Origin of the sequence: Nostoc sp. LEGE 06077 (genome assembly GCF_015207705.1) — a bacterium.
Classification (GTDB): domain Bacteria; phylum Cyanobacteriota; class Cyanobacteriia; order Cyanobacteriales; family Nostocaceae; genus Nostoc_B.
On record NZ_JADEWI010000001.1, the window covers coordinates 239,547 to 262,843 of the forward strand.

Annotated in this window: 19 protein-coding genes; 4 read left to right on the forward strand and 15 right to left on the reverse strand. The window is 40.4% G+C overall.

The features are described 5' to 3' along the window. Positions 1 to 60: 60 nt before the first annotated feature. The 13 genes from IQ244_RS01110 to scyA form a co-directional block, all read right to left on the reverse strand. Positions 61 to 1,437, reverse strand: a complete 1,377-nt coding sequence (locus tag IQ244_RS01110) for an alkaline phosphatase family protein (protein ID WP_193889213.1) — start codon at positions 1,435 to 1,437, stop codon at positions 61 to 63. 18 nt (positions 1,438 to 1,455) lie between these two features. Beyond that, the gene (eboE, locus tag IQ244_RS01115) at positions 1,456 to 2,697 is read right to left on the reverse strand and encodes a metabolite traffic protein EboE (protein WP_193889214.1); all 1,242 of its coding nucleotides are present in this window, start codon (positions 2,695 to 2,697) and stop codon (positions 1,456 to 1,458) included. Next, complete coding sequence (locus IQ244_RS01120; RefSeq protein ID WP_193889215.1) at positions 2,694 to 3,929, reverse strand: 3-dehydroquinate synthase; 1,236 nt, start codon at positions 3,927 to 3,929, stop codon at positions 2,694 to 2,696. Before IQ244_RS01120 ends, eboE begins: the two co-directional genes overlap by 4 nt. A 21-nt stretch (positions 3,930 to 3,950) precedes the next feature. Continuing rightward, positions 3,951 to 4,790: a bifunctional chorismate mutase/prephenate dehydrogenase gene (gene tyrA / locus IQ244_RS01125; protein WP_193889216.1), complete on the reverse strand. Its 840-nt coding sequence runs from the start codon at positions 4,788 to 4,790 to the stop codon at positions 3,951 to 3,953. Positions 4,791 to 4,837: 47 nt separating this feature from the next. Then, positions 4,838 to 5,737: a UbiA-like protein EboC gene (gene eboC, locus IQ244_RS01130; RefSeq protein WP_193889217.1), complete on the reverse strand. Its 900-nt coding sequence runs from the start codon at positions 5,735 to 5,737 to the stop codon at positions 4,838 to 4,840. 30 nt (positions 5,738 to 5,767) lie between these two features. Next, positions 5,768 to 6,691 (reverse strand): TatD family hydrolase, encoded by a 924-nt coding sequence (locus IQ244_RS01135; RefSeq protein WP_228058659.1) that lies wholly within the window; start codon positions 6,689 to 6,691, stop codon positions 5,768 to 5,770. Positions 6,692 to 6,718: 27 nt separating this feature from the next. Then, positions 6,719 to 7,441, reverse strand: coding sequence for an EboA family metabolite traffic protein (locus IQ244_RS01140; RefSeq protein ID WP_193889218.1), 723 nt, complete (start codon positions 7,439 to 7,441; stop codon positions 6,719 to 6,721). A gap of 229 nt (positions 7,442 to 7,670) precedes the next feature. Beyond that, entirely contained in the window at positions 7,671 to 8,831 is a 1,161-nt protein-coding gene (gene scyF / locus IQ244_RS01145; RefSeq protein ID WP_193889219.1) for a scytonemin biosynthesis PEP-CTERM protein ScyF, read from the reverse strand. Positions 8,832 to 8,983: 152 nt separating this feature from the next. Then, a complete protein-coding gene (locus tag IQ244_RS01150) occupies positions 8,984 to 10,372 on the reverse strand; it encodes a ScyD/ScyE family protein (protein ID WP_228058660.1) in 1,389 nt (462 codons plus the stop codon). Further along, entirely contained in the window at positions 10,369 to 11,634 is a 1,266-nt protein-coding gene (locus tag IQ244_RS01155; protein WP_322746013.1) for a ScyD/ScyE family protein, read from the reverse strand. The genes IQ244_RS01150 and IQ244_RS01155 overlap by 4 nt, the downstream gene beginning before the upstream one ends. A gap of 77 nt (positions 11,635 to 11,711) precedes the next feature. Continuing rightward, the gene (scyC, locus tag IQ244_RS01160) at positions 11,712 to 12,689 is read right to left on the reverse strand and encodes a scytonemin biosynthesis cyclase/decarboxylase ScyC (RefSeq protein WP_193889222.1); all 978 of its coding nucleotides are present in this window, start codon (positions 12,687 to 12,689) and stop codon (positions 11,712 to 11,714) included. A 33-nt stretch (positions 12,690 to 12,722) separates the two neighbouring features. Beyond that, positions 12,723 to 13,784 carry a tryptophan dehydrogenase ScyB gene (gene scyB, locus IQ244_RS01165; RefSeq protein ID WP_193889223.1) on the reverse strand — a complete coding sequence of 354 codons (1,062 nt, stop codon included), beginning with the start codon at positions 13,782 to 13,784 and terminating at the stop codon, positions 12,723 to 12,725. A 268-nt stretch (positions 13,785 to 14,052) separates the two neighbouring features. Further along, positions 14,053 to 15,945, reverse strand: a complete 1,893-nt coding sequence (gene scyA, locus IQ244_RS01170; RefSeq protein ID WP_193889224.1) for a scytonemin biosynthesis protein ScyA — start codon at positions 15,943 to 15,945, stop codon at positions 14,053 to 14,055. 933 nt (positions 15,946 to 16,878) lie between these two features. Here scyA and IQ244_RS01175 point away from each other — a divergent pair. Then, the gene (locus tag IQ244_RS01175; protein ID WP_193889225.1) at positions 16,879 to 18,816 is read left to right on the forward strand and encodes a scytonemin biosynthesis sensor histidine kinase; all 1,938 of its coding nucleotides are present in this window, start codon (positions 16,879 to 16,881) and stop codon (positions 18,814 to 18,816) included. Between the two features lie 134 nt (positions 18,817 to 18,950). Further along, positions 18,951 to 19,763 carry a response regulator gene (locus IQ244_RS01180; protein WP_193889308.1) on the forward strand — a complete coding sequence of 271 codons (813 nt, stop codon included), beginning with the start codon at positions 18,951 to 18,953 and terminating at the stop codon, positions 19,761 to 19,763. Positions 19,764 to 19,898: 135 nt separating this feature from the next. Here IQ244_RS01180 and IQ244_RS01185 read toward each other — a convergent pair whose 3' ends face one another. Both IQ244_RS01185 and IQ244_RS01190 read right to left on the reverse strand, forming a co-directional pair. Continuing rightward, positions 19,899 to 20,633, reverse strand: a complete 735-nt coding sequence (locus tag IQ244_RS01185) for a phosphoadenylyl-sulfate reductase (RefSeq protein WP_193889226.1) — start codon at positions 20,631 to 20,633, stop codon at positions 19,899 to 19,901. A 109-nt stretch (positions 20,634 to 20,742) separates the two neighbouring features. Further along, complete coding sequence (locus IQ244_RS01190) at positions 20,743 to 20,883, reverse strand: hypothetical protein (RefSeq protein ID WP_193889227.1); 141 nt, start codon at positions 20,881 to 20,883, stop codon at positions 20,743 to 20,745. A gap of 15 nt (positions 20,884 to 20,898) precedes the next feature. Between IQ244_RS01190 and IQ244_RS01195 the strand changes: the two genes are divergently transcribed. Continuing rightward, positions 20,899 to 21,819: a ribonuclease D gene (locus IQ244_RS01195; protein ID WP_193889228.1), complete on the forward strand. Its 921-nt coding sequence runs from the start codon at positions 20,899 to 20,901 to the stop codon at positions 21,817 to 21,819. Between the two features lie 245 nt (positions 21,820 to 22,064). Beyond that, positions 22,065 to 22,907 carry a tetratricopeptide repeat protein gene (locus IQ244_RS01200; protein ID WP_193889229.1) on the forward strand — a complete coding sequence of 281 codons (843 nt, stop codon included), beginning with the start codon at positions 22,065 to 22,067 and terminating at the stop codon, positions 22,905 to 22,907. Positions 22,908 to 23,297: the final 390 nt, after the last annotated feature.

Sequence of the window (23,297 nt, forward strand, 5' to 3'; positions counted from 1 at the left end):
TTAATCCCAGCATCTTTAGGAAGATATTTTTATTTATTGCTTCTATCAAAAGATAAGTATTTATTTTTTAGTTAAATGCTCAAGAATTAACTGACAAACACTACTAGCTTGTATAGATGAAGAATCAAGTAAATTGGTTTGTTGGCTAATCAATAATGGCGCTTCACCCAGAGAAGGCGGAAGACAACCATGTGAACCTTTAACTAAATCAGCTTCTAAAGGAATAACATCCATCAAGTAGCGAAAGCCTAGTTTTTTCTGTAAAAGTTTCAGTGCAATTTTGGCTTGAGGTAATTTGATTTTTGGGTCTATGAAAAGTTCTACAGGGTCGTAACCTGGTTTGCGGTGAATATCTACAGTTCTGGCAAAATCAGGAGCGCGAGAATCATCCAGCCAGTAATAATAAGTAAACCAAGCATCTGGTTGTGCTACTGCAACTAACTCTCCTGAACGAGAATGGTTGAGATGGTAAGCTGGCTTTTCAGTTTCGTCTAGAACTTGTGCAACTCCATCAGTTTCTTCGAGGAGCGATCGCACTTTTGGTATATAAAAAGGATCATTAACATAAACGTGAGCTAGTTGATGGTCTGCAACTGCAAAAGCTTTACTCGCACCCGCATCTAGCAGTTCTCGTCCAAGTTCGTCCCGTACGGTTAACAAGCCGTTTTCTCGCAATACGCGATTAATATGTATGGGTTTAGATACCGATGTAATGCCGTACTCTGACAAAACGATGACTTGAGCGCCGCGATTTTCGTAAAATTGAATCAGATCTCTACATACTGCGTCAATTTTTTGTAAATCCTTGGCTACTTTGTTTGTGTCAGTTCCATATTTTTGCAAGCAGTAGTCTAGATGAGGTAAATAAATCAGTGTTAGGGTTGGATTGTGGTGCGCTTCGACAGATTTTGCTGAGTCTGCAATCCATTGAGTAGCACGAATTGATGTATTCGGCCCCCAAAAGTTAAATAAAGGAAATTGACCTAATTTTGATTGCAGTTGCGATCGCAATTTTTCTGGTTGAGTATAAATATCAGGGATTTTTCGACCATCAGCAGGATACATCGGTCGTGGGGTAACAGCATAATCCACTGAGGAGTACATATTGTACCACCAGAATAAGTTGGCGCAGGTAAAGTTGGGGTCTATTTGTTTAGCAATATCCCACACTTTTGGAGCGTCAACTAATTTATTAGATTGTCGCCAAAATTTAATTTCACATTCGTCTCGAAAGTACCAACCGTTAGCAACAATTCCATGTTCATCAGGTGTTTTACCTGTGAGGTAGGTTGCTTGCGCTGTACAGGTAACAGCAGGTAAGACGGGTTTTATTGTTACGGCTTTTCCGGTTGATGTCCAACGAGAGAGGAATGGTGTATGTTCACCTATCAGGTTGGGTGTTAATCCGACTACATTGAGAACGACTGTTTTTTGCATAGGAAGCAAAGAAAATATTTAAATATGAACTAATTGTTTTGTTAGTAGGTTTGTCAGAACCCATTCATATTCCCGTTGAATTGATGCTGATAAGTCTAGTTTCATTTCATCGGGTAAAACTTCCCAAGTGTAGGTTTCGATTTCTAGATGGTTGCAGAAGTGATTATCTTGCAGCATATTTAGTACATTTACAATATCGTCTTGGGTGGATTGTAATAGTTGATAATCACGAACAAAAATCGGAACATGGAAGTGTATCCGCCATTCTTCCTCGGTAGTGTTTTCTAGGTTTGGTAAGGCAGTTTCTAAATCTGAATAGTGAATTAATCTGTTATTTCGTGTGCGAGCAATTACTTGATGTAGATATGTTGATTCAGCGAAAGGTTGCAACTTTTCTAATATCAACTGTCGTTGTTGTGCATCTTTGGGTATGTTCACTTGCAAAGCTGCACTAATCTGAATTTTGCCGATTTGAATTCCCGCAGCTTGAAACTTTTGCAAAACTAAGATGGGATTTTCGTACCCTACAGCAAAATGACAAGTGTCGTAACAAACGCGCACATGGTCTAATATGTATTGTTCGGCAGTTTCTTGAGTAATTCCTAAATCTTTGGTTAAATAATTACCAGCAATTGGTAATAAATATCTTTGGAAATAATCAATTACTTCGGTTGCATTCTCAACTAAACCATCTGGTTCCGGTTCTAAATCTAAATGTAAGAGTTTTCCTCGTTCAGTCCGAATGCGTACCATTTGTTCTACTAGCTGTGCTATTTGCAAACTAGCACTTTCCATGACCGAGGTTTGAACAAATTGATTTCCTTTAAACCAGGGTTTGTAAGATAAGGGTAATGTGGAAATGCTTCCTTCTATATCCGCTGGTAATAATTCAGCAAGAATTTGTATTAGTTGTAAGGTATAGTCTAAGCGTTCTTGCTTTGACCAATCTGGTGTATAAACTTGGTCTTTAACTATTTGTCGATGAAATTGTCCGTAGGGAAAACCATTTAAGGTAAACACATATAAATTTTGTTCAGTTAACCATGACTTAAACTGAGGCAAAGTATTGCCTTGAAGTAATTCTTTAGCTGCTACATCTGCTAAACGTAAGCCAATACCAAATGGTTTATCTGGTGCTAATTTTGCTTTAAGTAATGGAAGATATTGCTTGAGATTTGCAAAAACTTTTTCCCACTCTTCGCCAGGGTGAATGTTAGTGCAATATGTGAGGTGAAAGCTATTGTCTATTCCTATTTTCATCTTTCTCCTCGATTCATTGTAACTAGAGTTTGTTGTTGCTCAAAATCACGCAGTAGAGATATTGCTTGTTTATATAAAGATAAATCTACTTCGTGAACTTCAATTCTTTTACCAATTCTTTGTAAGAGAGTCAGGGTTAGTTCACCACCTAAATGTTCGCGGAATTCGGTCAAACCTCGGAATACACAACGGGTATTTTCAGGTGATGATTGTTCAGCTAGTTCTGGTACATATAAAGTAAAACCGAGTCCTGCAAGTGTCTTTAATATCTTTTGCCACTCTTTATGAGATAGCATTCCAAGAAGGTAAGAATAGGTACTATCTAAAGCAATCCCAATTGCAACAGCTTCGCCATGTCGTAATCTATAGTCTGTCAATTGTTCTAGTTTATGCGCCGCCCAATGTCCAAAATCTAGAGGGCGGGATGAACCCATTTCAAAAGGATCGCCAGCTTTAGCTATATGTTCTAGGTGTAACTGGGCGCAACGATAGATAAGTTGTTGCATAATATCCATGTCACGCTGGGCTAGGGCTGTGGTATGAGTATGGATAAAATCAAAGAAGTGAGCATCTTTAATTAATGCTACTTTTACGGCTTCGGCAATTCCTGAACGCCAATCGCGATCGCATAATGTAGTCAAAAAGTCTAAATCATTGATTACGGCGTAAGGTGGGGCAAATGTACCCAAAAAGTTCTTTTTACCAAAGGCATTGATACCATTTTTTACACCGATACCAGAATCATTCTGCGCTAACACTGTTGTCGGAATGCGGATGAGGCGCACTCCACGATGTGCTATCGCCGCTGCATAACCAACTAAATCTAATACCGCACCACCGCCAATCCCTAATAGGTAAGAGTGACGACATATTCCTGCGGCTTCAATTAGTTGGTGGATTTGTTCTAATAATTTGGGTTCATTCTTTGCAACTTCTCCCCCTGGAATCAGCATTGGTTCAGCAGTTAATGTGATAACCTCTGCATAAAACTTTGCATAGTTAGTGATTTGCGCTAGTAAATCTGGCCAAAACTCTAATAATCCGGCATCTACTAACGCTACAATTTTCTTGGGTTTCTTTTCACCATCAGATGCGATCGCCTGTGCTAAGGTAGGATTTTTTAAACTAAATATATTATTAGTAAAGTGAATTTCATAATTAAACGTAACTGTAACAGTTTGTTGTATAGATTGCAGCGTATATTTAGTTTTTTGCTGGATATCAAACATCATAGTTTTGCTTGTATATAATTTTTAGTTACAAAAATTGTTTTTCTGAAAAAAATCTTGAGTATTTTCAAATTCTTGAATTAATTTATCACGGTCTTTTTGCGCTACTAATTTGGCTAAACGGCTGTAGGTATGAGCTAAAGATTTGATGGCTTGACATCTTTCTTCTGTAGCTAATATGATGTCAACACATAAATTAGGATTTTGGCAAAATAACCGTTTTAAAATTTCAATTTCTTGACGAAAGCTAGGTGATGAAATTGATAAGCTCTGCTCTAAGTCAAGGTTTGTTTGTGCTAGAAAAACACCAAGGCTAAGTCTACAAAAATGCTGTGTTGCTTGAATATACACCATCATGCGATCGTGTTCTTCTGGAGTACAAGTAATTAATTCCGCACCTTGGCTTTGCAGAAAATCTAATAACCATTGAAAAGACTCATGATTACGCCCAGGGCAGACTACTACTTTTTGTTCCCAAAAAGATTTGATACTTGGCCCAAACATCGGGTGTAATCCTATAACCGGGCCAGTATGGTATGACAACATTGCTTCAGTTGGCTGAATTTTAATACTTGTGATGTCACACAAAGCTGTATTGGGCGATAGATATTTAGCTACACGCTTAATAACATCAACCGTAGATTTAATAGGAACACTTACTAATACTAATTCTGTATTATTTAAAATTTGGTCTGCGTAATCCCAATCTTCTTGTTCGAGAACATTTACTTTATGACCTACTGCCAAAAGTTTTTCTCGAAATAAATTGCCCATCCTACCACGTCCACCAATGATAGTAATTTGTCGTGATTTGACATCTTTCATTGATGCTAATTTTGGGTTCAGTGAGGATTGCAAAACCATTTGCTAGTCTCCAATTTTCAAAAATTTATTCTTTGAGACTTGAGGCATTAAGTCACAGCAAATATTTTGGCTAATATCATCGAAATTGGCAAAAGGCTCAAAACTAATAAACCGTAGGATAAGCCAGCAAAACCAGCAGCTACGGTCGTATCTAAAATAATTAGTGACAATACACCAGCTTTCACAGCAATCCGAATTTGCTCTGGGGTAGGTTGGCGTACTGCTTGAATAAAAGGCAGCAATACTCGGATAGCTAATAAGATTAAGAATGGAAATGCAGCGAGAACTTGATAGTCTGTGAGCCATCCTAATCCAAAAAGACCAACAAGAACTGCAACTATGAGGAATACTGCTATGATGCCTGTGCTGTGTTTTGCGCCATGTACTTCACCTCGACTGAGTGCAGTAATTGCGGCAATGTAAACTATGGGAATTAAGGCTAAAAACCAGGAATTTTCTAAGGCAGTGGGGACGACACTCACTCCTAATAATAAGTTACCGCCTCGGCAAAGCCCCATGTTGATTGGGCCGAGAATTGGCTGATGCTTGGCGATCGCATCATATAATAATGCAGCGGTGGCGATCGCGATCGCAAATATCCCACTCAGCCACGAAACCTGCACAGCCGCCACAACACCCACAGTCAACAACACACTTCCTAATAAAATTGCACCTGTACGCGAAGCTCTACCACTGGGAATCGGTCTTTCAGGACGCTCTTCGGCATCTAATTCGGCATCAAACACATCATTAAATACGATACCGCCGCCATACAAGCCCGTGGTCGCTAAAATTAACCATAACAATGGTGTAATATTTGCTTCGACAAAATACCCAGAAGCCGCAAAGCCAGCTATGATATCTGCCCAGGCGGTGATAATATTGGCAGGTCGGAGTAATTGCAGATATGCCCAGAAGCGTTGAGATTGAAAGGTGGCGGTGTTCATATTTTGACTCGTTCAAAGGCGCAGAGAGGTTTATTCAATGAGTGCGTATTCCTGGCGCGACTCTACCAGTGGTTCTTGCCCGCGGAGGACGGAATTATCACTGTATGTCTGTCGTTGGTCGATGGGTGAAAGGTTTAGCCAGTCAGATTCCTGCATTTGACCGCTTTGGCTGTAAGCAGCGAGGGCATTTTGATAACAGACTTTCTGCACATCTGCGGCGGGAATTCCTCGTTCTAACATGAGTAGAGCAGTTTTCGGAACAGCTAGAGGGTCACTAACGCCCCAGTCAGCACTGCTATCAACAATGATGTTATTGCTGCCATATTGCCTGACAATTTCTACCATACGCGCATTCCCCATTTTGGTATGAGGGTAAATTGTGAATGCTGCCCAAAAGCCTCTATCTAAGACTTCCTCTACTGTTTCTTCGTTGTTATGATCAACAATCACCTGGGATGGTTTTAAGCCATGTTCGATGCAGACATCCATACTGCGGCTTGTCCCCGCCTTTTTGTCACGGTGTGGTGTATGAATCATCACTAACATATCTAGTTCTTGGGCGAGTTCTAGCTGGAGGCGAAAATATTTGTCTTCCGCTGGTGTCATATCGTCATAGCCAATTTCCCCAATGGCAACTACACCTTCTTTACAAGCATAAAGCGGTAATAGTTCCATGACTTGTTCTGCTAAAGCTTCGTTGTTAGCTTCTTTAGAATTCAGGCCAATTGTGCAGTAATGTTTAATCCCAAACTGTGAAGCCCGAAATCTTTCCCAACCAACTAAGCTGCTGAAATAATCTTGGAATGAACCAACATTAGTCCGCGCTTGTCCTAACCAAAAAGCTGGTTCAATTACTGCGACAATTCCCGATTTTCGCATCTGCTGATAATCATCAGTAGTGCGCGAACTCATGTGAATATGGGGGTCGATAAACATCATATTGCTAGTATTCATAGATATTTTTGGGAAAATTAGGTTATCTTAATTTTGTAAATCTTTTAAATCAATAAATTTTTCAACTAACGGACAAATTTCCTGCGAAACTGAACGGTTGGCGCTCCGCCGTTCGTCAGCGTAATCAATTAGCATTCTTGCCAATTCAGAGTTAGCACGTAAATCCAAACCTTGAATTAGCTGCAAAGAACTACCCACAAATAAGGCCTTCAGCACCATCTGATTCCATGCCAAATTATCAAAATATTCGGCTGGATAAGGATTACGTAAAGCCACAGCATTAAATACTGCGGTCATATTGCTGCGAATTCCTTCCGCCGCCCGCTGTTGTAATTTTTCTGGATAAGGTAATAAAGGTAAGGCTTGATAAAGCGTTACTAGTTCCCCAACATCAGCGGTTATGAATACTTGTTCTAAAGCGGATAAATATTTCTCGGAATCAGCTTGCGCTAGAGTTAATACTAGTAGTGTACGCGCCGCTTGATCAACACTCCAATGACTAGGAACCCAGCCTGTTCTTATTGCTGAAGTATGATTTAAATCTTGAGAATTTAATTTTAGTTGGTGTTTACCTGTATAACGAGGCACTCTACTAAAAGCACTAAAAAATACTCGTATATTAGCACCACTATTTATTTGCTCTCTAATTTCATTCAACCAAGTAACAGCTTCTTGATTAATTTGTCGGGCTACCCAGTGATGTAATAAATCGTTAATATTAGTTATTTTTTCATCAATTACAGCAGACATAATCTACACCTAAATATTAGGGATTAGGAATGATAAGTATTCAGGAGTCAGAATTCAGGAGTCAGAAGGTTTAAATAATCAGGAGAAATATTTGATGAATTAATTTGCTCATCCTATAGATATTTCTAAGTTCTGGCTTCTGACTCCTAGGTGCTGAATTCTTATTAGGAATGGGAAAGTAATAGCTTGATTCCCAAATCCTAACTCCCGATTTTCAAATAGAACCTTTTTAACTCATGGCTGATTTTTGTTGTCTATTTTTCCGCCATTTAGCAGCAGCAATCCCTATTCCAAATATTCCCATACCTAACATTGAGCTTGGCTCTGGGACTTCGTTTCTACCTTCAACTGCTAACACTTGTACACGACCTTGGAAGAAATCACCGACATAGAGTTTGCCATCTTTATAGGCTGTGCCACCTGTCCAGTTAAATCTGCCTGGTGTGAGGTCTATGGGGTCGCCAAAAGGTGGCTCACCCAATTGAGGAGGCGGTACAATTTCGCCAGACGCATCAAGGGCTGGTTCACCAAATGCAGTTAAGAAGTTACCGTTTTTATCAAATACCTGGACGCGGCTGTTGATAGAATCAGCCACATAGATATTCTCAAACTCGTCTACTTCAAGGCCAATTGGCTGATTAAATTGTCCTAGCCCTGCGCCTTGTGTGCCAAATGTTAAAATTGGGTCGCCTGCGGGATTGAGTACCTGAACGCGGTTGTTAAATTGGTCACTCACATAGAAATTTCCACTCACTGGGGAAATTCTCACACCTGCTGGCCCTTGAAACTGCCCCGGTGCAGTACCCGATGTCCCAATAGAACCAAGAAGCTCACCCTCTGGCGTGTATTTATTAATTTTATCGCCGCTAAAATCACCTATATACACATTCCCCTGTTGGTCAAAGGTCACACCAGAAGGGCCAAAGAAAGCCCTACCTGGAATGAGGCCGCCAAATGAACCAAAGGAATTGATAAAGTTACCTTGAGGATCGTAGACATTAACACGATTATTAAAAACATCCCCTACATAGAGGTTCCCAGTTTGGGGAGAGATTTCTAAAGCTGATGGTTCGTCGAATTCTCCTGGCCCTGTGCCGCCTCTGCCAATTGCGCCAATGTAATCGCCTTGAGGGTTGAATACTTCAACTCGGTTGCCAATATCTGCATTAAAACTACCATCTGGGTTAAGACCACGACCGTTACTAACTAGGGTATTGCCGGCGTTATCTACGGTAATGCCTTGAGGCACAAACAGCTGCCCAGAGGCAAAGCCAGGACTACCAATACTACGTTCGTATTTTAAGGTTAAAGACAAAGCTTGAGCAGAGGTTGCCAACACCATAAATCCGCTACTGACAACAGCGATCGCAAAATGTTTTACTAATCCCATAAGTTTTACAGTTCTGGTTGATGAGTTATACTCTTTCCTAGATAAATGTTGTTCCCAGACCCCGTTTGGGAAAGTCAAAATTCGGGCTGCTGCCCCTTATGTGGTTCCAAACTTTCGCATTGAGGCAGCAGTCCATTCTGTTAGTCAAAGAATTAGACCATCTCTGCTTTAGCTAAGGCTTCATGTTTACGCTTCTTCGCCATTGCCGCTTTACCAAAGGCCGCTGCTATTAGTGTTCCCGCGATAGTAGCAGGTTCGGGAACTTGCTCTGAACGAGGATTAATCCTAATAATTTGTCCTGTACCTGCCAGCCTAGCGCGGTTAGAAATATATAAATTACCGTCAGGGCCATAAGTTATTCCAGAAGCTGCTTCTAAGCCGTCACCACTCCAGATTGTTGAACGAGTACCATCAGCCCCGATTTTGATGACAGAGCCACTTATATCACCAGTGATAATCCCACCCTGCTGAATTGCTTTCCATTCAGAAACATTGATGTGTTGCAGAGCATATAAATTGCCTTCCGGGTCATAAGTGACACCAGTTAACTGCGTAAAACCATCAGCGAGGGTTTCAATTTCTAAATTATCAGGATTAACTGAAAAGATTCGGGCTTCGCCTTCGGGATAAGGGAAGTATGTGTATTCGCTAATTGTTAAACTCCCATCTGGAGCAACAGCAATTCCTGTTGGTACTGATTGATTAGATACTGGTAAACCGTTAGAACCACTTGTATAACCAGGAGGTAATGGTGCGCCTTCTGTTGGGTCTACTGATCCTTCTGGAAGTGTAGGAAACTGTAGTTTATCTGGTGCTATGAGTTTTGTTGGTAATGCTGCTACATTCTGAATTCCACTACCATCAAGTCCTACAGAATAAAGCGTATTTCCACCGCCATCAACGACAAAAGCATTGTTACCTTTAATGGCAAAAGCATAAGGGTTAGAAATTATATCCGAGCCATCAGGATTATTCAGGGCTTCATAAGCTGCAAAATCAGCCAGAGTGGTTAGTCCACCAGTGTTTAAGTCTACTTTGTATAATTTGCCAAGGTCAGGTGATCTTAACACCGTGTCTCGTTGATTCGGATTACCTGCCAAACCTGTCAATAAATAAGCGTTACCTCTAGAATCAAATTTAAAGTCTGCTGGCCCGGCGGCTTGTTCCCCAGAAGGCGATAATGCTAAAGAAGTCAGACCGGATAGGATATTTGTTCTGGTGCCGTCTTTAGCAATTTTGATTAAGGAACCATTTTGACCAGCACACAAAGGAATGTATGCGGCGCTTGGCGATGGGATACATCTGCCATCACTGCCATCACCACCGAAACCACTTTCAGTTACGTAAATATTTCCTTCACGATCAAAGTCTAAATTTCGTGGGTTATTTAAACCATCGGCTATAACTTTGAAACTGGCAGCTTCGGCTGCTGTTGTTCCAGCAACGACGGTAATACCAAGAGTAAAGAGTGTAATAGTTAGATTTTTCAGTTTCATTTGTTGTAAGTTGTGTATTAGTAAAGTTGGAAAATTTGTGGTCATTCCAGGGAGTTACTACTACTGGGTTTGCGCTTCCGTAACCAACTCATGCCCAGAACGCTAAATGTTAATAAGCTAAAAACAGAAGTCGGTTCAGGAATAGATTGGGGATTCTCAACTCTGATGATTTGTCCTTGTCCGGGGCGATCGCTTTGGTTGCTGATGTAAAATGCACCATCAGAGCCAATAGTTAAAGCATTGGGTGACTCTAAACCATCACCACTGAGAATCGTTGTCCGAGTGCCATCAGCTGCAATTTTGATCAGCGAACCAGCAAAATTACCTTTCCAAGCTGACTGATTGGCATACTGCAAGGCATACAAATTTCCCGCAGTATCAAACTCTAAGTCTGTTATTTGAGTAAAGCCATCTGCATAAACTGTTGTTTTACCATCAGTACCCACGCGATAGATTTTCGCGCCACCTTCAGGAAAGGGAAAACCAGTGAATTGGCTAACGTAGTAAGCACCATCAAGACCTTTGACGACACTTGAAGGCACTGCTTGAATAGCAATTTGTGTTGGTGGTGGTTCTGTGGGAGTTGGTACTTGACCTGGTTCGTTGGATGGTGTGCCTGTTGGGGGGAAAACTGGGTTAGTTAATATATCTTGGGGAAATACTGTGAGTGCTTGTAAGTTACTGCCATCAGTCTTGACACTGAGTAAGTCGTTAGCGCCAGCATCGGCGGTAACTAGGCGATCGCCATCGATGACAAAACCTAGAGGATTGCTATTAATATCACCTCTATCGGGGTTATTGACGAGTTCATAGTTGGCTAAATCAGCAACAGTTGTCCAGGAATTACGTTGAAAATCCGGGGTAATGATTTTTCCCAATACAGTGTTGCCCAAATTGCGATCGCGAAAGGTTGGATCGGCTCCATATCCCACTAAAATATAGGGCTTACCTGCACTATCAAATTGGATGTCCCGCACTCCACCAGCTCCTGAACCATCGGCTAAGGCTATGGAAGGTAAGCCTGTCAGTACAGGTTTTGCTTGGCCATTCTCAATTTTGAGAACTCTACCACTTGTGCCGTAGCACAAAGCACCGCCTTGGCCACTCACAGGTGGCACACAAGCGCCTTTTCCTCCTGTTCCGGCCTCTGTGACATACAAATTACCATCACCGCCAAAACTCAACCCTCTGGCATTGTTTAGGCCATCTGCAATGACGGAAAAGGAGGCTGCGTCAGCTGTGATGGGAGTTAATATAGCTGCAACACAGCAGGAGAAAAGAGTAATGGTTAGTTGTGGTAGTTTGATGTGCTGCATTTTTTAACGCGGAGGAATGAGGAGGTAAATGCGGAGGTGCGCGGAGTGAATATTTTTGCTTACAGCCTTTATTTAGCGACTAATTCTGGCGCTTGAGTTTTTGCTACTGGGATATAACTCATACCCTGATCAAAGGATTTGAGGTTGCCTGCTTTACCTTCTAAAAGGCGTTTGATGTTCATGCTTTCTGCACCAAAGTCTTCTATTTGGAGTTTGCCGTGAGCTAGTTGTTCTCCCGCTTTCCAGAAGGTAATACGATGTAAGATTACACCAGAAGCATTAGGGTCATTAAAGGCGTAAGCTGTGGGAATAATTAGGGCAACGGAACGCTGGTAATAGTTGTAGTCTGGATAAAAATATTCTTGTTCTAGTAAGTAGTATTTGCTTAGGCTATGAACACGTGCAGAGATTTGCACTTTCTGGTTATACTCATCCAAAAAGTCTCCTGATGAGCCACTAACTTCTCCAATGGGACGGACTAAATGCGCCCACTCGTTGATATTTTTGACATCTTTTAAATAATCAACTCCGATTTCTACGGGAGCGTCAATATAGATAGTATCTGTATCAATAAAGTAGCGTCCTTTAACTGCTGTTTTCCGTCCCAGTTTACGCTCTAAATTAGCTTTGAGAGAACGACACTCAGAAGTGTGGACGGTGTGAATACCTTGCATAATCATTGGTGTTTGGCGTTTGGGGTCAACAAAGCTTAACCAATGAAAATACACGCCTTCTTCGTCTGTTCCTGGCTCTATATAATTAGGAGGAAAAAGCAGTACTGGATAAACTTGGAAGTATTGATTGTACTCCAACCCACAGTGCCACTCAATGCCATAGAATAGAGAGCTTTCTAGCTTTTTAACGTGATAGTAGAGATTTTTTTGATAGCCAGATGCAGTTCCGAGCCACGTATCTTGGTCAATTTGCTCTTGCATCCGGCTATAGAGTGTCCATTCATCTAAGTTTTTTAAACTACAAAGATATTCAAAGGCACTTTCTGGTGAAGTAGCAATATAAGCTGATGTTGCAAAGGTATTTTTTTCCACTTGTCGCTCCTCAAATTAATCAATAGCTCAGATTTATGCAGCAATTTGCTGATTTTTTCTATTTCTGGCTTTCAGAATTCTTTCTTCTGCCAATCTTTTAGAAGCATCGTTAGTAGTAATGCCTTGCTGATGAGCAATTCCAAAAATCTTCAGCAATGTATCGTAAATATTATTCACTTGCTTGAAGGCTTTATCTTCGTCATAGCCAATCATTTCGTTATAAACATTGATGATGCCACCAGCATTAATTACATAATCAGGGCAGTAGAGAATGCCTTTATCTATCAGTCTTTGACCGTGGAGGCGTTCATTTTCTAATTGATTATTGGCAGCACCAGCAATAATTTTGGCTTGGATCAGGGGAATGGTTTGACTATTGATAATTCCCCCCATTGCACAAGGAGAGAATATATCTACATCTAAACTATAAATTTCTTCGGGTTCGACAACAGTAGCACCATATAAGCGTTTAATTTCTGCTGTTTTTTCTGGGTTGATGTCAGTTACAAAAAGTTCAACACCATCCTCATGTAAATGCTGACAGAGATTTTTTCCCACATTTCCTAAACCTTGAACAGCAATTCTCATGCCTTCAATTCTTTGGGTCTGCCAACTAAATTCTACAGCAGCTTTAATGCCTAAAAATACTCCTAAAGCTGTAATTGGTGCTGGGCCACCGGATTTTTCTTCTACCCCAACTACATAATTAGTTTCTTGTTTAATTGTGCGGACATCTTGGGGAGTAATATTTACATCTTGTCCGGTGATAAAACGTCCTTTGAGGCTTTCGATAAATCGTCCATAGGCTCTCAACATTTCGTCGGTTTTATCGGCGGAATTCGCAATAATTACTGCTTTACCTCCACCAACAGGAATATTGGCACAAGCAGCTTTATAAGTCATACCACGGCTAAGGCGCAAAGCATCTTTTAAAGCAGCTTCTTCGTTGATATAAGGATATAGTCTGGTGGCTCCCATTGCCGGCCCTAAGCTCGTGTCATGGATGGCAATAATGGCTCTGATATCAGGATTTTTACCATGACAGTAAAGGATTTGCTCGTGACCCATTTCTCTAACAGTTTCAAATAGCTGCATATTTGGTCTCCTATTCTTGATTGTGAGTTGGTTAGAGCAAGTTGGTGAGGAAATTAGGAAACACTATTTGGGCTAAAGAATGCGGCAAAATTAGCTAAATAAGAAAACAAAAAATGTAAAAAAATATTAAATTTTTTCTAGCTAACTTTGCCACTTTGGTAAGATGTATGACAGGTAAAAACTTAATGTTTATGGTGTAATTGTTGACTAAAAAGTTGCTTTTTTTAGTCAGCGATCGCCAAAGACCCAAAATACTCCAGCCAAAAAGTTAAACCAAAGGAAAGGAAACTTGCTTGGCTGGATTTTTCATAGTATTTGAGCCATTTGCTTTAACACCTTGGGCTGCTAAACTTTTGTTACGTCCGCCAGAAGGTGCTGGTCTGTCAGCGTCAATCACAACATCGACGACAAAGGGAACTTCAGATGCGATCGCTTGTTGTAATGCCGCTTCTAAATCAGACTCTCTGGTGACTTGAACTCCTTCTGCACCCATCCCATTGGCAATCATCGCAAAGTCGGTTGCAGGAATCTCTGCATCTGCACCTTTTAAGCCCAATATTTTCATGCCTTGATGACACATATTGTATCGGGCATCATTCAGGACAATCCAAACCGCAGGAATTTTGTATTTGACGGCGGTGCTGATTTCATTATTCATCAGCATTGCTCCATCACCCACAATAGCAACAGCTTTACTTTTCCTGGCTTGGGCTGCACCGACTACACCTGTTGCAGCGTGTCCCATCGCCCCAACTCCGGTACTGACTCGGTAACGATGAGGTTCAGTAAAGCGCAGACAATGAGTTGACCAAGTAAAAGAGTTACCACACTCCGCCAAAACTACCGCATCACTACCCTCTACAACTATCTTTTGAATAGCTGTCATCAATACCTCTGGCCTCACTGGAGAGGCTGGGGCGGCTTCAATTACTTCAGGTTGGGGATTCGGTAACAAGTCAGTCGGAAAAGGAACTTCGGGTAAATGCTCCAAAAGTTCCTGTAAATAGGCTTGGATATCAGATTGAATCGAGAAAGTATGAGCGTGGGGGTAAGCCACACCCGGAACTTCTGGATCTATATCGACATGGACAAAGCCTTTTGCAGGAACCATTGTGGGACTCCAGAAAGAAGTCGGTTCGCCTAAACGGGTTCCCAGTACAAGGGTACGAGCAGGCCGATGTTTTTCCATATAGGTAATGACGGAAGCATCACCACCCAAACCTGTGACACCAACAAACTGCGGATGATCTTCTGGGAAGATGCCTTTACCACGGGGGGAACACATCACGGCTGCACCCGTCCTTTCTGCCAATGCGTAAATTTCATCAGCCGCATCCCGCGCCCCAAAACCAACCCAGATGGCGAAGGGTTCAGAGAATAATAATTCCGCAGATTTAGCGACTTTTTCTGTTTGAGCAGTGATTCGGTAAGCATCAACATCTAGTTGTGGCCAGGAAATGCCTTCAACTAGACTGGTTTGCACCGCCGTCGGGATACTCACATGGGCGACAAATCCCCCTGGTTGAGCTAAACCCAGCGCCAGTTTACGGAAAATTTGCGGCAGTTGAGCAGCCGACTCGACGGTGATTGCATAGTTGAACAATGCACCCGATGTAAAAATTCCGCCGCTAGGTAAGGTGTAGCTGCTGGTTTCTTGAATTGCCCAGCGTCCACGTTGGGGTGCGGAGGTGCAAGCAGATAACAGAATCACCTTTGCACCTTCACCACGGGCAGCAAATAACCCCGTGAGCGCATTGGTAATTCCTGGCCCGGCGGTGGTAAAAATGACAGTTGGGCGATCGCTGGCAAAGTAAGCTTCAGTCGCCGCAAACGCCGCCCCGGCTTCATGGCGAAAGTTCAGCACTTGCATTTGGCTGTTTGATAGGGCATTCCACAAACTAGCCATTGCGCCCCCAGCAATGCCAAAAGCACTGCATATACCCAAGTTGACTAGCATTTGAGCGATCGCTTCGGCAACTGTTAGATGAGGGTGGCGATCGCTGGGTAACAAAGTTGAAATTACCTTTTGAGGCTCTAAATGCTCAAGTGGGTGGGAATCTTGAGGTAGAGATTCTGGATAATGTGTACCGTTTGTCGGCAGTTCTTGGTAAATATCCGTGGTGACTAGCTGAGAATTGGAATCAGTATAATTTTGGCTCATTGCTTTCACTTAATTCCCGATACTTGCACAAAGCTCTTGAGTATACATTGATAAACTGGTGATATATGACACTCAGAAATTTGTTGCTTATTTTCCAGATATGACCGGGCTGGTTTGACAGTAGATGTTTGTGCGGCTTTTCAGCCCAGTAAAAAACTCTTGAAAAAGTGAAGAAAATTAAAGCAGTACTTATGAAAACCAGAGTACGGGAAATTAATACTTATTTTCAATGAACAATTTGTTGATGCCGTTACCAATTTTTTCGCAATCGTGATATCGGCTACATGAATTAGTGTTGCTGTTTACTTGCGTATGTTGCATTAAACTTTCCGTTAATCAGCAAGTTGTGTCAAACTAAATTTAAATAACTTAATATTCTTCCCTCAATCTCACTCAAATTCTTGAGTTGAATACACGTATCTACGTAAACAACTCAGTATAAAAAACGGCTCAAGTGTTAGGGATAATTTATTAATTAAAGTTAATCCTTATGGGAGATGACGTATGAATACTTACATAAATATGAAATATAATGTATTCCTTTTGACGGATGATAAACGAGATTTTTCTATATTAGATTCCTGAAGGAATGAGTTAAGAAAAATTAAGGAATTCATTGATGAGTAAAAACTAACTAGTGGAAGCTCAACCGCATTAAAGGCTACATCAGTAATCTTGAACTAAACCAAAATTACTGAGAGTTTTCGACACCGACAAAACCAAGTCGCACAAGCTCAAAAGTTACAAAGTTAACAGTATCAAACATCAAGAAATCTCCATGAATGCAACATTAGCCTAGAACAGAAACATCTAGTTGCTACAACATTCACATTAAGAGTAAAGCATCACAGTTTGTACTTTCCTTTGACAAACAGAAGGAACCTTCATAGATGCACAACATTAAATATTTATTATTAGGAGTGATAAATTATAATGGCTCTACAGTCAGAATTAGAGTTTAAGCTTGCTCACTTTCTTATTAATAATTCTGTAGATGCGGCCTTCTGTTTAGGGTCAAACTGGCAATTTGTTTACGTCAATGATGCAACTTGTAAAATGACTGAATATTCCCGTCAAGAGTTGTTATCAATGACTTTGCAAGATATAGATTTAGATTTTTCGCTACATAATTGGGCAGAAAAGAATCTCCAAGATACTGTTACCTTAAAAACTCGTTATCGAGCTAAAGGCGGCAGGGTATTTTTAGTAGAAATATCTCTCAATTTTGTAGAAGATCAAGGTAGGAAACTTAGTTGTGCTTTTGTGCGGGATAAAAGTCATGAAATTATAGAGTTAAGTGTCCAAAAGTGGATTAACGAATTAAGAGATGCCAACGAAAATTTACAACAGAAAATTTATGAACTCAAGCAAAGAGAAAGGAAATTAGAAACATCGCTATCTTTACTTAGTTCCACACTCGAAGCTACTGCGATCGGCATTGTGACAATTAACTTTGAGGGAGATATCCTCAGTGTTAATCAAAAATTTTTGGATATGTGGCAAATTCCCAAATCCCTATTTCGCTCTAAGAGATGTCCTCAATGTAAAGCATTTTTTGAAACCAAAATTAAACATCCAGAAACTTTTAATCGACTGATTTGGGAAATTTCTAGCCAATCGGATGTTGAAAGCTACGATGTGATCGAATTAAAGAATGGCAGAATATTTGCTAACTATTCTCAACCTCATTGGGTGGAAGGAAAAATTACTGGTAGAGTATGGAGTGTTTGGGACATTACTGAATCGAAACAAGCTGAAGCAGCATTACGGCTAAACGAAGCGAGATTTCGGACTTTAGCAGAAATAACAGATGCAAGCACTTTTTTGATTCAAGGTACACAAATTTGTTATGTAAATCCAGCAGTAGAACTATTGACGGGCTATACAAAATCAGAGCTACTAACTGGTTTTGATATTCGCCAACTAATCAAAAGCAAAAAACACAGACAGTTAGTTAAATCAAGAGAGGCTAATAACTTTGAATATCAAGAGATAAGTATCCTCACCAAAAACGGTACAGAACGCTGGCTGGCTTGTGCAGTCGCCAGACTTGACGGAACACTTGATTTTCAAGGTCAACAAGTTGAAATGATCGCTGGGATTGATATTACTGATTATAAAAATGCAGAATCAGAACTTAATAAGGCTTTAGAACAAGCGAAACAACTGAGTGATCTGAGATCACGGTTTCTTTCAATGGTTTGTCACCAACTACGCAATCCATTGAATGTTGTTTCATTTTCTAATAACTTACTCAAGCGATATGTTGATAAACAAACAGAGTCAACAATTCAACCTTTACTCGAACAAATCCAAATTTCTATCGAACAACTAAGTCAGATGTTGGATGAAATTTTGTTTTATGCTAAAGCAGAAGCAACAAAACTAAAATTTGAGCCAGAATCACTAGAATTAGTTAAATTATGTAATAATTTAGTAGCACAAATGCAGATGAGTAATCTGTCAAATACAATCAACTTTACCTGTCAAAATAGCCATCTGCCAGCTTATATGGATAAAAAAATATTAGAGGCAATTCTCAAGAATTTGCTCGATAATGCTATTAAATATTCTCCATCTGGTGGGATAATTAATTTCATACTTTCTCATAACAAAGAAAAAATAATATTTCAAGTAATAGATCAAGGAATAGGTATCCCATTAGTAGAGCAAGAACGGATACTAGAACCGTTTTATCGTGGTAGCAACATTGATGGTATTCCTGGTACTGGATTAGGATTAGCAATTGTTAAAAGTCTAGTTGATTTGCATGGTGGTCAAATCACTGTAGAAAGTGAAGTTGGCTTAGGTACTACCTTTAATGTCGTGCTGCCATTTAGAAGGCAAAATTATCATAGTTCAGAGTTATGAGTGTTAAGTCTTTCAACTCAAAATTCATAACTTGGAACTACAAAAGAACTTAGGAGTAATTAATTGTGTCTCTGTTGAAGACTCAGCAAAGAGGTGACGAAATACTTCCTGTCAACAATTTTAGTAACAGAACAATGATTTCTAAATCATCAAAAACAATTCTCGTTATTGAAGATGATAGTGTAACCCGTACACTTTATTTAAAGGGTCTGAAGCTAGAAGGTTTTGATGCGATAGGTGCTGAAAATGGTTTAGTGGGTATTCAAAAAGCCCAAGAAAATCTACCTGATCTGGTGGTTTGCGATATTATGATGCCTTGTGTGGATGGTTACAGCGTTATCAGTGCGCTTAACCAAAATCCCTTAACAGCAGTGATTCCTTTCATTTTTCTGTCTGGTAGTGACAGTAGGTCAGATATTCGCAAAGGAATGGAATTAGGTGCAGATGATTATATTACCAAACCTTCTACACTAGATGAATTGCTCAGAGCGATCGCCATTCGTCTCCAAAAACAAGCCTCTTTGAAAAAGCTCTGCAATAATATACATGAAAAAATTTCAGGATCAATAGAAGAAAACTCCGCAGACACGCGTCATCCTCAGTCAATTTTTCCTTCTATACCGCAATTAAAAGAGGTTTTTGACTTTATTGAAGTTTATTTTCGCCAAGGAATTACGCTGTGCGATGTAGCTGAGGCGGTTGGTTATTCACCTGCTTACTTAACTAATCGAGTAGCTAAACAAACAGGTGAAACTGTAAATAACTGGATTGTCAAACGGCGGATGGTAGAAGCTCGTTCCTTACTGCAAAATACTGATGAAACGGTTGAGCAAATTGCCAAACTTTTAGGCTATCAACACGTATGTCATTTCTCACGTCAATTCCGCCAACATCATGATTTACCGCCTCATGCTTGGCGGTTATGTTCCAGAAATAAAGAACTTTGAGCCAATGTATAGCAAAGTGCTGAGTATAAACTCTTTATCTATCCTCTGTCTAGGAACACTGTTCTTTATTTTCAGAACAACAGGGATTTTGTAAGAGCGCAAAGACTTACGCCCTTACAGTGTAGGCTTCACTGACTATTTTTGTAAGTTCCCTACGTGTAGACCACACTCTTTAGCAGTAGATTCTTCCCACCACCAGCGACCTTCGCGTTCATGCTGGTTGGGTAGCACAGGTCTGGTGCAGGGTTCGCAACCAATACTAATAAAACCGCGATCGTGTAGTTTGTTGTAAGGTAAATCTAAACCGCGAATGTATTCCCACACCTGGGCGGAAGACCAATTGGCTAAGGGGTTGAACTTAATTAACTGATGGTCTGCGGTAGAAAATGCAGTATCAAGCTCAATTACAGGGATATGGTTGCGGGTGCTAGGACTTTGGTCTTTACGCTGTCCTGTCACCCAAGCATCAAGGGTATTTAGCTTGCGGCGCAGTGGTCTAACTTTGCGGACACCACAGCATTCTTTATGACCATCTTGATAAAAGCTAAACAAGCCTTTTTCTTCTACCAAGGCTTGTACTTCTGCTGCATCAGGGAACATTACTTCTAACTTAATGCCATAATATTCTCTAACTTTATCCAAGAACTGATATGTTTCTGGGTGCAAGCGCCCGGTATCGAGGGTAAAAACCCGGAAGTTTTTCGTGATTTTGGAAGCAAGATCAATCAAAACAACATCTTCAGCACCACTGAAGGAAATTGCCATATTGTCAAAAGTTTCCAAGGCTAATTTCAAAATTTCTCTTGGGGATTTTTGACTATATTCTGCTTCTAGAGCAGCAATATTTAAATCTGTATGGGCGGCTACCATGTCTGAAGTTCTCTTCTCTCTGAACCTGAATTCTACCAATTTAAGATGCTGTTATACCAATTCTCTACAACAACTTACGGAAATCACTCCAGTGACTGTAGACAAAGCATCATTCTCCATAACTTACGCACCAAAATTGTCTGTGGGGATTGGGTGTAGGGGTATAAGGGTATGGGGTGTAAGGGTGTTGAATACCTACACCCTGCTCTAAAACCTTAATTTCCCGTTTTTTTGCGTAAGTCCTAGCCATTAAGAAATACTCAAAATGCCTTACTTGAATACTGCTAGTGAAATTCGTAACAGCGTTGCTGAATATACCCAAGCTAAAACTCTATGGATAGATACAGAAGTCGCTGACTATAAAAGTCGAAATCCTAGATTATCACTGATTCAAGTATTAGATAATCCTGACGATATGAGTGGCGATCGCGTTTTACTTTTGGATGTTCTTGATCAGCATGATGTGGTAGCTAATTTTATTGAGCAAATCATGGTCAATCCAGATATAGAAAAAGTATTTCATAATGCCAGTTATGATGTAAAGTTTCTCGGTAATAAAAAAGCTAAAAATATTACTTGTACTCTAGAAATAGCTAAAAAAATTCCTTACTATCTTTTGCCAGTACCTAACTACCAACTCAAAACTCTCGCCACTGTGCTGTGTAACTTTCACTATATTGATAAACAAGAACAAACTAGCGACTGGGGGCAACGACCTTTAACTGAAGAACAAATAGATTACGCTTACCTCGACTGCATTTATCTTGCTCAAGTGCATAAACATTTGTTAGAATTACAATCAGCAGGCAATCCAGATCCAGAAACAGAAGATTTAATAGCTCTGAATGCCAGATATACACAAATAGCCGAGCAATGGCAGTTATTAAATTCTGAGTTTGAACATTTGCAAGAGCGTATTAAAAAAGCTATGCAAGCTCAAAATGTATCAGAAACATCTTGCTTTAAGTTGACTGCCTATGAACGCAAAACCGTGAAAACACAGTTTTTAGAATTAGCAAAACTGGTACAAAATCAAGGAATAAATTTAGATTTTTCGATTACCTTGACTCAGAAGCTACAAAAAGATTTAGGAGAAAGTTTAGAACAATTATCTGTAGATATAGATACATCTAATGCTTGGCGACTAACTCCTAAAAATCAGGAAATTAACAGTGAAAATGAGTAAAATAGAATACTCATTTCAGCCTAGTTTTTATTAATAATGAAATTTCAAAGTATAACTAATCACCCTTAAATAACACCATAAAAGACAAAAAGTTGATAAACTTCCCGGTTAAGTCCAGAGTTAACCGTTATTAAACCTAGGGAATATCAGTAAAGTGTGTTAATTGACATTACACATCTACATTCCAGCATTAATTAAATTGGGTGCTAATTCAATCTAGGTGGAATGGTGGTAGAAAGCAACTTATGAAGCTGCGGTTATGGGAGCAAAAGCGGGTGAAGGTTAAAAAAACATTGACTATAGTTGTGCTGACTGTCTTAAGTGCAATCACTCTTGTCTCTTGCAATCGAGATAAGAATGTGCTGGTGACAGAAATCGGCTTCACTCCTCCTAGCCGTCGTACAATTAAAACCTCACAAGCTGGGGCGCTGTATCTTCAAGGACAAAACCAGCACCTCAAAGGCGACTTACAAGGGGCGATCGCATCTTATACTAAAGCACTAAACCTCAATCCTGACTACAGTGCTGCCTACAAAGGACGAGGACTCGCCTATTTTGATACAGGAGACAAGCAAAAAGCGATCGCTGATTATAACGACGCACTGCGCCTGTCTCCCAACGATGCAGAAGCCTTGAACAGTCGGGGAAACGCCCGCGCCTCCCTCGGAGATAATCGAGGTGCGATCGCAGATTATACCCAAGCGATTAAAATATCACCCAACTATGCTGAAGCTTATAACAACCGTGCCAATGCCCGTGCAGCTATAGGCGAAAAAGACGGTTCACTGGATGATTATGACCAAGCTATTATTTTAAATCCTCGATATGCGATCGCCTACAATAACCGAGGCAATGCTCGTGCAGCAAAGGGCGATAAACAAGGAGCCATATCCGATTACAATGAAGCCATCCGCCTGAATCCTAATTTTGCACCTGCTTACAATAATCGAGGTAACGCCCGTGCAGCCCAAGGAGATAAACAAGGCGCAATCAAAGATTTAGAACAAGCCGCCGCCATATTGCAACGTCAAGGCAATAACGACTTGTATCAACAAGTAATGAACAATATGCAGGAACTTGGGCAATAGTAGAGTAGGGGAAAGGGGACAGGTTACAGGGGACAGAATTAAAAACATTGTTTTTCGGCGTTGCATAAATGCGGGATGAAATCATAAAATCCTAATTTTCAAACTCTTGCTCTTTGCGCCTTTGCGTGAGACAAAAATCATCCCCTCAATCAGCAACGCCGTTTTTCTTATATTCATCCTCTCAAAATAGTCATCTTCAGATGACTCAACTAAAAATATCTTCCAGTCCACGCTTTGTGGACTTTGGCTATGAGCCTGGAACTTTAGTTCTAGGCGGGATGTGTTGAACATGAAAATTTTTCACCTGTTCCCTGCTATATCAACCCAAAATTTAAGGGGTGATTTTATAATCACCCCCATATTCCCCTCTGATTAGAATTTATTTTTAGC